The sequence below is a fragment of the Pseudoalteromonas rhizosphaerae genome (genome assembly GCF_902498845.1).
GTDB classification, from domain to species: Bacteria; Pseudomonadota; Gammaproteobacteria; order Enterobacterales; family Alteromonadaceae; genus Pseudoalteromonas; species Pseudoalteromonas rhizosphaerae.
On sequence record NZ_CABVLM010000014.1, the window covers coordinates 1 to 15,352 of the forward strand.

The window sequence follows — 15,352 nt, forward strand, 5'->3', positions numbered from 1 at the left end:
CTTAACAGCCGCATCGACAGACGAAGTAAACGAATTTGTTTATTGGTTTAGAATTGACCGTCAATTTATAAAAACGGTCAAAAAGAACTCTATTGCCTATTGACAGAGTTAAGGCTCATATGTGTTAGAATACTTTACTACCATCAACGACCTTGGGTTGAGTAGCTATTTCTGGATTCGTTTTTAACATATCAAAGGCTAAAGAAAAATCACTATTCGCAGAGTATACAAAGCGAGTGGAATTTATCACCTGACTTGAGTTACTAAAATCCATGTGACTAGGGGAAACATTGAAAGGTGTTTTATTTTTAAAACACTGAACCATAGTCTCCGCTTCAGATATATCCTGCTGCTTAGCAATACCTAACATTTTAGCTGCCTGATGGTTCATTACCGATTGTTTAAGTTCTGTTGCTACATCGGAACAAAGAAAGCTAAGACAATATTGAGGCGATATTGGAAAATAAATTTCTATACCGTATAACCCAATCCCTAAATTTCCTCGATGTTCCCTAGGAAAATGATTATGTTTAATAATCGGGTGATCTGATATATAAAAGCTACTATTAGGCGGTGCTTTTAATAAAGATAACTCCTTATCAATAAAGTTACCCACAAGCTCTGTTGGTAACGTATTTAACATACCTATGGAGGAACTTTTAACTTCTTCTTTCGACATATTAAAGAGGTTTTCAACTTGAGTATTGGGATCCCCTCCCCAATCTTGAATTTTTTCCGAAAGAATTTCATTAAACTCTTCAAGAAACTCTCTAGTATTATTGGTTCTAAGTAATTGAACAGAAGAAAATAAACAGAGTAACTTATGTTCAGACTCTGTTAGATTTTTAATTGTTCCTTCTGAAAGGATTTTGCTAATTATTGGTGCTGCATCGCCTTCAAGACCAGATAGTTTTATTTCAGTATTATTCTCGTAACCTAGAATTTCATCTTCATAGAAATTATTTTCATGGGCGATGTTTTTAACACTAGAAGGAAAGGACTTATTTGATTTTTTATCAAAGACAAAGATCCTTTTCTTATTACCTTGTGACCAATTTTTTAATAAAAATTGGGGGACGTAATGTTGTTTTTTTGGAACATTGCCCACGGAACCATCCTTAGTATTCTAACGCTTGTAGCAGTTGCCGGAGTAAGTTGGCTTGCGTTTTTGCGTGTTTTTGCAAAAACCAAGACAGCTTACGTAGGTCAACTGACTACACTGGTTAAGTGGCGACTACGTACCTAGCTACATGCACTTTACGAAGCGTTAGCGTAGTGCCACTTGATCATTTAGACCGTAAGAATATACAACTTACCGCCATACTTAAATACCTTATTGGCACATTGAGAAATAAACGCCAAAGGCCAATACGACTAACTTTCTAAAGGCACACCACGACGAAAATGCGGACGCGCCGAGGGCACTAATTTAACTAATGGCAACAGGAACGAAATAGAGAAATAAACGACGAGCGCTTTCCTTGCTGCCTGGATGCATGATTTTATGCACCCACTTTAAATTTAAACATTAACTCTGACGGCAGAGCCATTTAACAGCTTATTGAACACCACTTTGGGGGATTATAACACCCCAAAACGGCGTATATTACATAGCTCAATAATTCCACTAAATAACTCAATTGTAAACATGTAATTACGTGCTATATAAAATAACTCTTGTGCAATTACACCAAAACGACTTTTAATAATGTTATTGGACAAAACACTAATAACTGTCTATACATACAGTACCTTTTTATTGGAAATTGAATATTATTTATGAAATCTCTTTTTCTAAACATGATTCAAGAGCATATGTATAGCAAGCGTTATGCTAAGAGCACCATTGAGGCTTATCTTTTTTGGATAGCTGCCTATATTCGCTTTAATAATATGCAACATCCAAGTTGTATGGGGGATACGGAAGTCGAATTATATTTAAACCATTTAGTAAACACCCAAAATGTTGCTCAAGGCACACAAGCTCAGGCGTTGAATGCGCTTAGCTTTCTATATAAAGAAATAATTAAGGACCCTCTGTCGTTATCATTAAATTTTGTAAAAAGTGAGCGTCCGAGAAAATTACCCGTTGTGCTTACGCAAACTGAAGTAACCGCACTATTTAAACACTGTATTACAAAGCACTATTTAGCTTGTGCGCTACTTTATGGCAGCGGTATGCGGCTAATGGAAGCACTACGTTTACGGGTACAAGATATTGACTTTGATTATAGCTGTGTTCGAATTTGGGATGGAAAAGGAGGCAAAAACCGTATTGTAACACTCGCGATAGAGCTAATTCCTCAATTGCGCGCACAAGTACAATTAGTAAATAGTTATTTACAGCTTGATCTTAAAAATCCTCTATACAGTGGCGTTTACATGCCCCACTTATTACGTAAAAAATACCCCAATCATAACAAGCAGCTGGGATGGCAATATTTATTTCCATCTTATAAGCTCAGTGTTGATCCTGAAAGTAAACAGTTGAGAAGGCATCATATAGATGAAAAGCAAGTACAGCGCGCGGTTAAAAAAGCAGCTAAGGATGCCAACATTAATAAACACGTTACCCCACATACTTTACGCCATTCTTTCGCTACGCACTTACTCCAAAGTGGCGCTGATATTCGAACGGTTCAGGTACAATTAGGTCACACTGATGTGAGAACAACCCAAATTTACACGCATGTTTTGCAGCAAGGCGCCAATGGCGTAATTAGCCCATTTTCACGAATTGGGGCTAACATATGTTAGCCCCAACGGATGAATTTTATTTACAGTGTGTTATTCAGTAACAACAAACCATAAGCTGCGAGTTGCTCGTCATTGAGGTCGTGTTGCCAGCTAGGCGTTAACCCCTGACGTTTTATACCGCTGATGCTTTGCGGGTTAGCGGTTAAATTAAGTATAAACATCGATTTACTGCCGTTTAACTCGCGGGTTATTTCAACCAGGCCGTTGTTGTGTTGAGTTAACGCATAACTGCCTTTAATGCCGAGCTCTGGGCGCTGTTTTTTCTGCGAAATTAAGTGCTGATATAAACGCCAAAGTGAATCAGAGTCTGCTTGTTGCGTTTTTACATTGCGATCGCCTGCGCTAAGCTGCTCGGCTAAAAATTCAGGCCACCAGCTGGTAAAGTCTTTACCAAATAATTCACTTTGTTCAACCCAGCTCGTTTTAGCTTTGGTAAAACCGGCTTGACTGCTGTTGTCCCATTGCATAGGCGCACGTTTATACACATCGTGACCTGTGCCACCTTGTGTTAAGCCTATCTCTTCACCGTAATAAATATACGGCGTGCCAGGAGAGCTAAATAACATGGCGGCGGCAAGTTTTGCTTTATCGTCGTGCTCTGCAAGTTGATAAGCGATACGTTCTTGGTCGTGATTAGTTAAAAACGGTGCAAAAAAATCAAGCGGTGCATTTGAATCAATACGCTGTTGTAAATTTTGTTTGAGCACATTGGCATCAACTGTATTCACTTGTTGATTAGATTGCATAGTGCCAAATTGCGCTTCACCACTGGCATTGGGTTTTAATAAGCCCAGTATTTTATAGCCCACTTCAAAATCAAAGCCCTGATCAAGCCCTTTACCTTCGCCGTAGTATTTTGCCGCCACAGGAATATCTGCCCAGGCTTCACCCACCAAATATGCCTCAGGGTTTACACTTTTTACATACTGATTAAAGTGCTGCCAGTAAGCTATGGTTTCGTCTGTGTCGGCCTGTGTATTGCCGCCGCTTTCCATGGCAAAGCGTACAGCGTCTAACCTAAACCCTGCAACGCCTTTATCAAGCCAAAACTTGGCCATTTTTTCCATTTCGGCAATAACATCAGGGTGGCGTAAATTTAAATCAGGTTGGCTTGCTCCAAACGCACCATAGTAATACTGCTGACGTGTTTCATTCCAATGCCATACTGCGTCGGGTTGGTCGTTATTACTCCATGCGTGGCCCCAACCGCTACCGGCTTTTGGCATATCGTCGCGCCAAATAAAGTAATCAGCATAAGGGGCTTGTTGTTTTGCTGAACGCTGAAACCATTCATGGTTACTTGATATATGGTTTATAACTAAATCAAGTATGACTTTCATGCCTTTATCATCAGCGGCTTTTATAAAGGCTTCAAACTCGGCCATGCTGCCGTAGTCGTTTTCTACTTGGTAAAATTCAGTAAAATCATAGCCATGATACGACGGTGCTTCAAACATGGGGGTTAACCACAGTGCATTTACGCCGAGCTCTTGTAAATACGGGAGCTTTTGGGTCATACCGTTAAAGTCGCCATGACCATCAGCATCGCTATCGTAAAAACTGCGTGGCCAAATTTGATAAAATATCGCATTTTGCCACCAAGGCGTTGCGTGTTGCTCAGTGTTTAATTGCGATCTGGCGATATTGTTAGTGTTGGTATTTAATGATGGTGCGCTTTGGCAGCCTGTTAGCATGATTGCTAATGCTAATGCGCTCAAGGTAAATGTTTTCATTTCAGCCTCGTTATTATTGTAATAAATAACATAGCCGTATTTTACTACGGCTATGTTAATTAACCTGAACTGCGGATAGTTTGCGGTTATTTTAGTGCTTTAGTTACCACTGGGTAATGATCCCATACTTGCTTGTCACTTAATGAGCGCACTAGCTTCACGTATTCAGCATGCGTCCACGCCAGTGGTGTGGCCGAGTTTGTACCCTCGCCTAACGTGTATCCTGCTTTATTTACGCCTACGCCATCCCATACTTGTTCTGGTAGCATCATGCCTTCGTTAGCAAATTGCTCTAGCCCTTTTACATAGCTATTTTTAATAGCCTGCTGTTTTGTTGCATCTAAGGTATTATTAGCATTTGCGGCGGCAATTTCATAATGGCCCCGTTCACCGGTAAAAAATGGCCAAACTCGCCCACGTTGCCCTGGGCTATTTTTTCCACCTTGCGCATAGTTAGCGCCAGTTACTTCGTCTTCACCGTACCCGTCGTTACCATAGCGGCGGTATCCTGCAAATGTGCCGCTGCCATCAGTAAACTCAAAGCTGTATTTAACTTGTAGGTTATCTGTTAGGGTTTCGTCATCATATTCTGGGAGTGTTTTTACTATGCTAGGCGCTAGCGCATCACGTACACCATAGCGAACGAGCTCTAAAAACCCACCATCAAGTATTTGCTTTTTATTAAACCCGTCACGGCCATTATTAGCGTTAATTTTGGTATTTGAGTTAGCGTCTTTGTCTTGGCCAATACGTATAAAATATTCGCCGTCTGATGCGCTTGATTCTAAATTACCTGCGGTGGTAAACATCATACTTTCTATATCGGCGTTGTAACTTTTTGCTGTTGCAAGGTAGCGTTTAGCATTCACCTCATCACCTGCCATTTTTGCAATATCAGCGGCGGTAATTAAACCGGCAATAACAGCAGCGGTGGTTGATGGTGAATACCCTGCTTGCTCTTCCCAACGCTCTTGTTGAGTCGCAGGTGGGGTTATTTGCATGTCGTTCCATAGGATTTTAGCGCGCCCACCGTCTACCAAAAAGTCAGCGGCCGGTTTTAACATGCGGGTATACCAATCAGTTAGCTCAGCATCACTTAACACATCTGCCTGATGAAGCTTCCACGCTAGCATAATAGGCATAGCGGTTTGGTCTAGCTGTACGCCTACCCATTCAAGTTCGCCATCTACGTGCGTTTTTTGTAAAAACCACCCTGTGTCGCCGTTGTTGCCCGGGGTTTTGCTGTTTACTTGTACTTTTTCAAGGTATTCAAATGCGGTTTTAGCTGTTGCAGTATCGCCCATGGCCATAAATGCCATGGCAACTTGATAAAAGTCGCGCACCCATACCGCTTTGTAACCGGTAGAGCCGGTTTTCGCCGATACGGTTTCACCCCATGGGTTAGATAAAGAGGCAATAAGTGCCCCAGCATGAGTTTTGTCTTCTTGCGCTTTTAACACCATAGCACTGGTATAAAGTAATTTGCCGTTATCAGCGGTTTGTTCGCTCATGGTATTAAGTGGTGCAAGGCTTTGCAGGTAGTCTTGCCAACCAAGCGCTTCGCCTTTACCGTTGTAATTATCAAGCACAGCTTGGTAACCTTTGGCTAGCGTAGCTTGCCCTTGTTTAAAGCTTGATTGCTGGTTGTTACCAAAGCTTAGGGTTAAATCGAACTGGCTGTTTTCACCAATTTCACCCAGCTCTGCAAGTAGGCTAACATTACCCGATTGTTCACCGGTATTTTTATAAACGCGGGTAAGCTGCTGAGTTGTTTTAAGCTGGCTTAAACCATCACTCACACCTGTAAAACCAACACTTGTTTGTTTAAATGGCTGTGCACCTTGCAATGACAAGTAATTCTCGCCCTGCCACGCTACCAACCCTTGCTCGGTGGTTTTTGCAAAGTCATCTAAGCCGTTGTTGTTTATATACGGGTTAACCGTTACATAAGCTTTTACACCGTCGAGCTGGGTATTAAAAATACTGCGTACAAATAAGCTTTGCCCGTCTGGATCGGTAAATATATGTTTTTCTAGGCTAAAGCGACCTTGTTTGTCTTTGCTTACTACTTTGTATGCTAATGATAACGGGCGGCCTTTATCGTCTTTGTATAAGTAGTCAATAGTAACGTCTAAATCATCAGCTTCGGTGACTGTAAAATCTTTTCCTACTACAACAAATTGCATGTCTTTAATTTGCGCTTGATGAATAAGCCCGAACATGGTTTCGGTGATCATCCCTTTAGCAATCGAAAACCATACTTTTGACACTTTACCTGTAGGTGCTTCGTTACTGTAATGGCCATTTTGGTATTGCTCAAAAGACGTGCCTATCCCGGTTTTGCCTGCGTATGCCCAAAATGGGGCTTCGCCTGGTGCGCCTGGCGCACTCACTGATGTTTGCGCTACTGCACTGGTTTGCGTATTTTGCACGCCACAACCTACAAGGCCTGCGGCCAATATTGTCGCGGTAATTAGGTTATATTTTTTCATTTTAGACCCTTAAATTAAGACTGTTTAACACGCAGTACGGCAACCGCTGCAAGTACAAAAGACACAGCACCTAGCATCAATGCGTAAATAGGTTGATTTTGGAAAAAGTGACGAAGTATCAGGCCAAGTACACTGGCGGCTAATAATTGTGGGATCACAATAAAAAAGTTAAATATTCCCATATACACACCCATTTTATGACTCGGTACTGAGGTACTTAACATGGCGTAAGGCAATGACAAAATAGACGCCCACGCAAAACCAATACCTATCATTGGCCAAATAAGTAAGCTCGGATCTTGTATAAACATAAAGCTCGCCAAACCTAACGCACCTAAAATAAGGTTAAGTGCATGTGCTAGTTTTAAACCAACACGCTTAACGATGATCGGGATACATAAAGCCGCCAATGCAGCAAAACCGTTGTAAGCCGCAAATAAAATACCCACCCAGTCTGCACCGTTGTTATACGCCGCTGAACTTGTGTCGCTGCTACCATAATGAAAACTGGTTACCGCTGAGGTGGTGTAAATCCACATGGCAAATAATGCAAACCAGCTAAAAAACTGTACCCAAGCAAGTTGTTTCATCGCCTCTGGCATGGTGAATACATCGTTAACGACTTGGTAAAAGCCACCGCTGGTGTGGTTTTTTGCCTGTAGTGCGGCTGCAATAAATTGAATAACGCCAAAACTCACTAAGCCAGCTGCCAATAGGTACAGCTCTTTTTCTAGGTTTAATCCCATGACTAAACCAAGCACAGCAAGGCCTAACACAGTAAATACACTGCCGCCTTTACTAAAGTTAATTTGTGCAGATACAGCCTGTTCAGCCGCAGTTTGCTCTTGTTGATTAAATGCGGCCAATTCTTCAGGTGAATATTCTTTGGTGGTTATAATTGTCCAGCCCACTGCGACCAGCAATACAACTGCACCAAAGTAAAATGAGTACTTTACTGAATCAGGAATTTGCCCTGCAGCGGCGGTGTTAGCAATATCAAACCAGTTCGTCATCATCCAAGGGAGTGCAGAAGCAACCACGGCGCCTACGCCTATAAAAAAGCTTTGCATTGCATAGCCAGTAGCACGCTGTTTGTTTGGTAGGTTATCGCCTACAAGAGCGCGAAATGGTTCCATAGTGACGTTAATCGATGCATCCATTATCCATAACATGCCCGCTGCAATCCAAAGTGTTGGTGAGTTTGGCATAATAAATAACGATAATGTGGTTAAAATAGCGCCGTATAAAAAAAACGGACGACGGCGGCCTAATTTGCCCCAGGTTTTATCGCTCCAGTAACCAATAATTGGCTGTACAATTAACCCTGTGAGTGGTGCTGCTACCCACAAAATAGGAATGTCATCTACATTAGCCCCAAGGGTTTGAAATATTCGGCTTACATTACCGTTTTGCAGTGCAAAGCCAAATTGAATGCCTAAAAAGCCAAAGCACATGTTCCATATTTGCCAAAAACTTAAATCTGGTTTGTTATTTTTCATTATGAGCTCCAGTGGTTAATACTGCACTGCTAAGCGCATTTAAAGTTAAACTAATGTGTGCCTGCTCAGCTGTAATAGTTAGCTCGGCGTTTTGATTCGCCTCTAGCAAATCAAGCAATTGTATTTTTTCGTTGGTATTTTGCGTCAGTGTGTTAAGTGGAATATCAATACTGATCTGACTGACTTGCTCAGCAAAATTACTCACCACCCAAATTTGTTGATTACCGATACTGCGGCTAAACGCAGCAACTTTTTCGCTGCCAGTAACCATCAGTGGTTGCATGTCACCAGCGACAACTGCTGGATGTTTACTCAACGCCATAACGGCTTTGTAATATTCACGTAATTGACCTTGTGCCGGTGTTAATAAAGCACCATCAAACTTGCCGTTGCTCATCCACGCTTGATGCGCTGGCACGCCAATGTAGTCAAAAATACTGGTGCGAGTTGGTTTGCCAAAGCCTGCATCTTCAGAGCCATCTTCACCCACATCTTGAGCAAAATATAATAGTGTTGGCGCACGGCTAATAAGGTTTGATACTACTAATGCGGGTTTGCCCTTTTCACTACTACCTGAAAAGTCAGGGCTGGCGATACGTTGTTCGTCATGGTTTTCTAAAAAGTGCAGCATATGCTGCTCTATGTCAGCCACTTTTTGCTGAGCATTAAAAATAGTTTCTGCCGGTTGCGTGCCTTGCATAACAGCTTTTAAGGTGTCGTAAAAGCCGACTTTATCGTACAAGTAATCCATTTTTCCTTGCTGGATATACGGGCGATATAGTGCGGGATTGTATACTTCGGCTAGTAAAAATGCCTCTGGGTTGTGCATCTTGATTGATGAGTTTAGAAAGCTCCAAAACTCTACTGGTACCATTTCGGCCATATCATAGCGAAAGCCATCTACGCCTTTATCGAGCCAATATAGCGCGATATCACGAAACTTATACCAGCTGTTTGGCAACTCTTTATCCTGCCAAAACTCAAAGTGCGCGCGTAAATCTTTAGTAGCATACTCATCGGGCAGAGTTGGAAAGTCATAACTACCGTCAGGTTTTACGCCATAATTTACTTTAACTGTTTCGTACCAGTCGTTTATATCAGGCTTAGCAGCACGGGCACCATTACCAGTCCATTTTGCAGGCGTTTCAGCAAATAAGTTATCAGCAAGTGGGTGGGCATTACCGCCTAGCACTTGGTAGTTTTCACTGGTTGGTACTTGAAATGACTGCCCAGTAACGTAATAAAAGTTATTATCGCGGGCATACTCTACGCTGGTGTCATCTTGCTCACCAAAATCTTTAACTCCAGCGGGTTTAGCGGTTGATTGATAATGACGCGCCACATGATTTGGCACAATATCAATGACCACTTTCATACCGTGTCGATGGGTGCGCTCAATTAATGCAGCAAACTCTTCGAGGCGGCGCTCTGGATTAATGGCTAAATCTGGGTTTACATCGTAATAATCTTTAATTGCATACGGCGAGCCGGCACGGCCTTTCACTACATCCGGGTCATCTTGGCTAATTCCATATTGGCTGTAATCGCCGACCAAAGCATGGTGTAACACGCCGGTATACCAAATATGGGTGGTACCAAGTTCTTTAATGCCACTTAAAGCAGCATCATTAAAGTCACTAAATGTGCCTACGCCATTTTGCTCTTTGGTTCCCCACGGAATATTGGCTGTTTGCGTATTACCAAATAAGCGCGTGAATACCTGATACACAACCGGCTTTGAATGCTCGTTAACTTGTTCAGCTACCTTTTTGTCAGTACTGGGGGTTGTTGGCTCATCTGAGCAGCTCGACAATAACAAGCTACTAGCTAATACCCATGAGCCATATTTGAATGTACTAATTGTGGTTTTATTTGTTGTCATAATGTTCTTACTTAGATCTGACGTTTTAATGGGTTGTCATTTAAACGTCATTTTTATTATAAATTTAATACTAAAGTGAACTGCCACTGACTGACAGCGGCTGCATACGTATTCACACAGGCTTTATTCAATTATTAATACCGTTGCACTCATAGGCGCTAAGGTCACTGTATCTGTTATATTTATTTGCTGTTCAGTAAAAAGACTCACAGCCTGTTTGTGTTGCCCAATAACCTCTTGCAGATACGCTAATGACCAGTTTTTTGCTGCGGTATTTTTATTTAAAAACACCAACAAAGTTTGCTGCTCACTTATCCGCGCGTAACTGTATATACCTGATTTAGGAATAAAATGAACCAGTTTACCTTGCGCTATTGCTGGGCTTTGCTTTCTAAAATTAAGTAAGGTGGTGATGGTTTGCTGCATATCACGCTGCTCATCTGATAACCCTTGTCCTGTAAAAGCATTACTTGGCTGACCTTTAAAACCACCGGGGAAATCAATACGGATATCACCGTGATCATTACTGCCCGTATTATCAAGCAATACTTCGGTGCCATAATACATTTGTGCAATACCACGAGTGGTAAGCAACATAGTCATCGCCATTTTCGTTTTAGCAAGATCTTGCTTAAGCTGAGTGTAAACTCGGCTCATATCGTGGTTATCGGCAAACACGAGCAAGTTGTCTGGATTTGGGTATAAAAAGTCATTGGCGATTGATTGATACACTTTTACCCAGCCAGTGTTCCAACTCTCCTCTTCATTAAGTGCTTGAATAAGTGACTCTTGTAATGAAAAATCCATCACGCTTGGTAAGCTTGAGGTATAGCCGTCGTTATTTACCTTTCCTGCTTGCCAATATGAAGCAATCGCAGGATTGGTGGTCCACTCTTCGCCAACAATATTAAAAGCGGGATACTCAGTCATTATGGCTTTAGTCCAGTCAGCTAAAAAGGCTTTGTCTGAATATGAATAGGTATCAACGCGAATACCGCTTAAGTCGGCGTATTCAATCCACCAAATAGCATTTTGGATAAGGTAGTTTGCTAATAACGGTTGCCGCTGGTTTAGATCCGGCATTGTGGCTACAAACCAGCCATCGCTAAACTGGCGTTTATCAAACTCACTTGCATGTGGGTCTTGAATGGTTTGACGAGCATGGCTGGTAGCATGTTTACCGTTTGCAAACTCGCCATTAAAATTGATCCAATCTGATGTGGGTTTATCTGTCATCCATTCATGCTCAGAGCCAAAGTGATTAAGCACTAGGTCCATCACTATACCAATACCGTGTTGTTTCGCTTTGGCTGATAACTCTCGATATAACTCATTTGAGCCCATGCGTGGGTCGATAGTGTAAAAATCGGTAATTGCATAACCGTGATAAGAGTAGCTGGGCATATCATTTTCAAGCGGTGGTGTTAACCAAAGCTGGGTTATGCCCAGTTTTTGCAAATACGGCAGTGCGTTAATTACACCTTGAATGTCGCCACCGTGACGCCCACCTCGCTCAATTGGATTTGCAGCCTCAAGCATTCCTTTTACTGTGTCGTTGCTGCTATCGCCATTAGCAAAGCGATCCGGATTAATTAAGTAAATGGTATCACTGCTATCAAAACCGTTACGTTTACTGCTATTAGCTTTACGTGCATGCAATTGATACTCAAAACGCTCCCCTGATTTGCTGCTAAACACTAAAACACCTGGCTTTGCGATTGGATTTATTTCAATATTTAAAAAAGCGTAATTTGGGTTATCGGTTTTAGTTACACTTTTTAAACTCACCCCTGAGTAAGATGCTAATTGCCATTGTTGCTTAGCAATACCTTGATCATGCAGCATAATTTGCAAGGTATTATTTTGCATACCAACCCACCAGTTTTGTGGCTCAACGCGCATTTTTGCGTGCAGCTGAAAACTCAGCATTACTGTTACTAACAGTAATGCGCTTTTTGATAGTCTCATATTAATATCCTGATTATTTTTGCTGCGGGATGATGGGTGTAAGCGCTCTAAAATGGCTTGCACACTGATGGTTAAAATTATAAAGCTCTTTAATTTGCTGTTGTTGCGTATAACTTGGCTTAGCAACGCTAGGAGGGAAAACGCCATAACCGCTCAATAAGGTATGCCACGACAGACTTGAATAGTAGTTTTCAATCCCTTGATGGGCAATTTCGCTGGTTAAATCATTACGCGATAACCAGCACTGAAAAATATTTTTTAGCGAGGCTGATAGCATTTCATTTTGACCATTTGCTTGCCAATACTCTGTATCTCGCCGATTGGATGCGCGATAGTGACATACAATATAATCGCGAATACCTTCTATACGGTTATTAATTTGCGTATTGAACGAATCACGCTTTGCTTCACTCGGTTGGTTATGCTCAAAACATGCGATAAACGATTCGATTGTTTGCTGCACTAAATGTAAAGCAGTTGCTTCAAGAGGTTCAATAAAGCCTTGCGATAAACCTACAGCTAAACAGTTTTTATACCAATGTTGCTTAACTCGTCCTACTTTTATTGTTAGCTTACGTGCAGATACATCGCAATTGAGTAAGCCGAGTGTGGTTCTAAGTTCTGTTTCTGCTTCATCAGCACTGCAAAAGTCTTGGCTGTAAACATAACCATTGCCAATACGATTGGTAAGCGGAATAGCCCATTGCCATCCATATTTTAATGCGGTTGAAGTAGTTTGTGGGGCTTGTAATTGATTACTCATTGTCGGCAGTACAATAGCACTGTCGTTAAATAGATTTTCTTTAAAACTAAGCCAAGGTACGGCTAATGCTTGCTGAATAAGCAATCCTTTAAAACCACTACAATCGATAAAAAAATCAGCTGCAATACACTGCGGTCCATCACTGTTTTCATCGAGAACAAGCTGCTTGATATTGCCTGCGGAATCAAGCTCAACCTGCGCGATGGTGCTTTTTAGGTGCTTAACGCCTTTGCTTGTTGCTCTATTAGCTAAAAATAGCCCAAGCAGTCCCGAGTCAAAATGATAACCATAACTTTGCTGAAATGGAAAGTCCGCTTGAGTATGTGGCCCACGCTGTTGCTTAGCTAAGTAGGCTGCTAAAAAATAGCTGTCGGGATGTGCATCAATCGCTATACCTTGACGTTTTAACAAACAACTTTTTATAAATTGCTGCTGTGTATGTAAATCCGTCTGCCCATAAAATGAGTGAAAATACTGCTCATGACCTGGATGGGTAGACCAATTTTTAAATTCAATCCCCAGTTTGTAGGTTGCATTGCATTGAGGCATCCACTCACTTTCGCTAATATTTAATGTATCGAAGAATTGTTTTAACTGCGCAGTCGAGCCTTCACCAACACCAATAGGCGCAATTGTTGGTGATTCAATTAAAGTGACATGGGTATTAGTGAGAGAATGATTTAATAAATTAGCAGCCATCCACCCTGCTGTACCACCACCAACAATAATAATATTCATACTAGATCTGGCCTTTTGCTAACTCTGAACAACGACAAAATCGGTGTAAATATTGCTCATGTGTTGGTAAGTGAGTAACGTATTGCTGTTGGATAGTCGCTATATTGGATAAGAACTCATCAAGCTCAGAATCTGAAATTGCACGTGCGAGCGGGTGATAACTTTGTGGTCGGATCCCTTGTCCAATTAAAACTTGTAGCCAAGCAACCTCTGAAAAAAGTTCATCTGCTTGTATTGAAAGCGTGCCTGTTCGTTTAAATAGTGCAATACGTTGCTGTAATGAGTCAGGTAATGTCATAGCGCCACACCGTTGCCAAAATGGAGACTGCTTTTGATTAACAGCGTAATGCAAAATAATAAAATCACGAATTTTTTCAAATTCATTTTTGGCTTGTAAATTATAAGCATGCGCCGATAACTCACAATCAGGGTGCGCCGGAAATAACTTAATAAACCGAGCTATACTGGTTTGTATTAAATGTAAGCTGGTAGATTCCAAAGGTTCTAAAAAGCCACTAGATAAACCAATACTTAAACAGTTTTTAAACCACTGCTGTTCGCGTCTTCCTGGCGTGAACTTAATATGTTTTGGGGCCGTTATGGTCTCAGTTTCTAAACTATTTAATAACTGTTGTTCAGCTTGTTCAGCACTCATAAATTGGCTGCTATATACCAGCCCATTCCCCACTCTATTTTGCAGCGGAATTTGCCATTGCCACCCGGCATCTTTTGCAATCGAACGAGTAAATGGCGGCGTATTTTTCAGCGGTTTAGTTTGCACTGCAATTGCACGATCACAGAAAAGCCAATGCTGATAACTTTGGTATTTAACCCCCAACGCCTGTTCAATCAAGTGTGCACTGGAGCCGCTGCAATCAATAAAAAAATCACCTTTTATGGTTTGTTCATCACTGAGTTCAAGTGTTTTAATCAAGCCATTATCGTCTAATTTTACAGACTCCATCGTACCACTGAGATATTCTACACCTTGCGCAATTGCAAACTCTTGTAATAACTTTGCGTATTTGCCCGCATCAAAGTGATAAGCATAAGTAAGCCCAGCTAAAGGCGTTTTACCAATCTGTGGATTTGGGTGGAATTTATTATGGTTTGCCGCAATGGCATTAACACTGAAGTCCCATAAGGTTTGCGTTGTTTTGCTTTGGTTGCTTTTGAGCCAAAAGTGATGAAATGGGGTGATCCCAAGCCCTCTGCCAATATCACCAAATGCATGCTGGTAACTATCGCCTTGTTGGCCCCAATTTTCAAATTGAATACCAAGTTTATAAGTGCCTTGAGTGCGCTTTAAAAAAACGTGTTCATCAAGCCCCAAGACATTGTTGAAAGTCTGTATCGCAGGGATAGTTGCCTCCCCTACACCAACAGTTGGAATATCGGGTGATTCTATTAAAGTGATTGATAGCTGCTTAGAAAACACTTTTGCTAACATCGCAGCGGTCATCCAACCTGCACTGCCGCCGCCTAAGATAACAATTTTTTCTATCGCTTTCATTTATCAC

Annotated in this window: 9 protein-coding genes; 1 reads left to right on the forward strand and 8 read right to left on the reverse strand. The window is 41.5% G+C overall.

Annotation, left to right across the window (positions count from 1 at the left end; genetic code table 11):
• Positions 1–124 precede the first annotated feature (124 nt).
• Positions 125–1,108 (reverse strand): DUF4238 domain-containing protein, encoded by a 984-nt coding sequence (locus tag PSR9079_RS18585; protein ID WP_149982791.1) that lies wholly within the window; start codon positions 1,106–1,108, stop codon positions 125–127.
• 671 nt (positions 1,109–1,779) lie between these two features.
• Between PSR9079_RS18585 and PSR9079_RS18595 the strand changes: the two genes are divergently transcribed.
• A complete protein-coding gene (locus PSR9079_RS18595) occupies positions 1,780–2,757 on the forward strand; it encodes an integron integrase (RefSeq protein WP_149982792.1) in 978 nt (325 codons plus the stop codon).
• Positions 2,758–2,777: 20 nt separating this feature from the next.
• Here the strand turns inward: PSR9079_RS18595 and PSR9079_RS18600 are convergent, their stop codons facing one another.
• The 7 genes from PSR9079_RS18600 to PSR9079_RS18630 form a co-directional block, all read right to left on the reverse strand.
• Positions 2,778–4,490: an alpha-amylase family glycosyl hydrolase gene (locus PSR9079_RS18600; RefSeq protein ID WP_149982793.1), complete on the reverse strand. Its 1,713-nt coding sequence runs from the start codon at positions 4,488–4,490 to the stop codon at positions 2,778–2,780.
• A gap of 86 nt (positions 4,491–4,576) precedes the next feature.
• A complete protein-coding gene (locus tag PSR9079_RS18605) occupies positions 4,577–6,982 on the reverse strand; it encodes a glycoside hydrolase family 15 protein (protein WP_149982794.1) in 2,406 nt (801 codons plus the stop codon).
• A gap of 14 nt (positions 6,983–6,996) precedes the next feature.
• Entirely contained in the window at positions 6,997–8,481 is a 1,485-nt protein-coding gene (locus PSR9079_RS18610) for an MFS transporter (protein WP_149982795.1), read from the reverse strand.
• Positions 8,471–10,363, reverse strand: coding sequence for an alpha-amylase family protein (locus tag PSR9079_RS18615; protein ID WP_149982796.1), 1,893 nt, complete (start codon positions 10,361–10,363; stop codon positions 8,471–8,473). The genes PSR9079_RS18610 and PSR9079_RS18615 overlap by 11 nt, the downstream gene beginning before the upstream one ends.
• A gap of 123 nt (positions 10,364–10,486) precedes the next feature.
• Positions 10,487–12,292 carry a glycoside hydrolase family 13 protein gene (locus PSR9079_RS18620; protein WP_149982877.1) on the reverse strand — a complete coding sequence of 602 codons (1,806 nt, stop codon included), beginning with the start codon at positions 12,290–12,292 and terminating at the stop codon, positions 10,487–10,489.
• A 52-nt stretch (positions 12,293–12,344) separates the two neighbouring features.
• Positions 12,345–13,832 carry a tryptophan halogenase family protein gene (locus PSR9079_RS18625; RefSeq protein WP_149982797.1) on the reverse strand — a complete coding sequence of 496 codons (1,488 nt, stop codon included), beginning with the start codon at positions 13,830–13,832 and terminating at the stop codon, positions 12,345–12,347.
• Position 13,833: 1 nt separating this feature from the next.
• Entirely contained in the window at positions 13,834–15,345 is a 1,512-nt protein-coding gene (locus PSR9079_RS18630) for a tryptophan halogenase family protein (protein WP_149982798.1), read from the reverse strand.
• Positions 15,346–15,352: the final 7 nt, after the last annotated feature.

Excerpts from the sequence above, each read along its gene's own strand:
- PSR9079_RS18595 (WP_149982792.1), top strand. The coding sequence starts at position 1,780 with ATGAAATCTCTTTTTCTAAACATGATTCAAGAGCATATGTATAGCAAG.
- PSR9079_RS18600 (WP_149982793.1), bottom strand. The coding sequence starts at position 4,490 with ATGAAAACATTTACCTTGAGCGCATTAGCATTAGCAATCATGCTAACA.
- PSR9079_RS18605 (WP_149982794.1), bottom strand. The coding sequence starts at position 6,982 with ATGAAAAAATATAACCTAATTACCGCGACAATATTGGCCGCAGGCCTT.
- PSR9079_RS18610 (WP_149982795.1), bottom strand. The coding sequence starts at position 8,481 with ATGAAAAATAACAAACCAGATTTAAGTTTTTGGCAAATATGGAACATG.
- PSR9079_RS18615 (WP_149982796.1), bottom strand. The coding sequence starts at position 10,363 with ATGACAACAAATAAAACCACAATTAGTACATTCAAATATGGCTCATGG.
- PSR9079_RS18620 (WP_149982877.1), bottom strand. The coding sequence starts at position 12,292 with ATGCTGAGTTTTCAGCTGCACGCAAAAATGCGCGTTGAGCCACAAAAC.
- PSR9079_RS18625 (WP_149982797.1), bottom strand. The coding sequence starts at position 13,832 with ATGAATATTATTATTGTTGGTGGTGGTACAGCAGGGTGGATGGCTGCT.
- PSR9079_RS18630 (WP_149982798.1), bottom strand. The coding sequence starts at position 15,345 with ATGAAAGCGATAGAAAAAATTGTTATCTTAGGCGGCGGCAGTGCAGGT.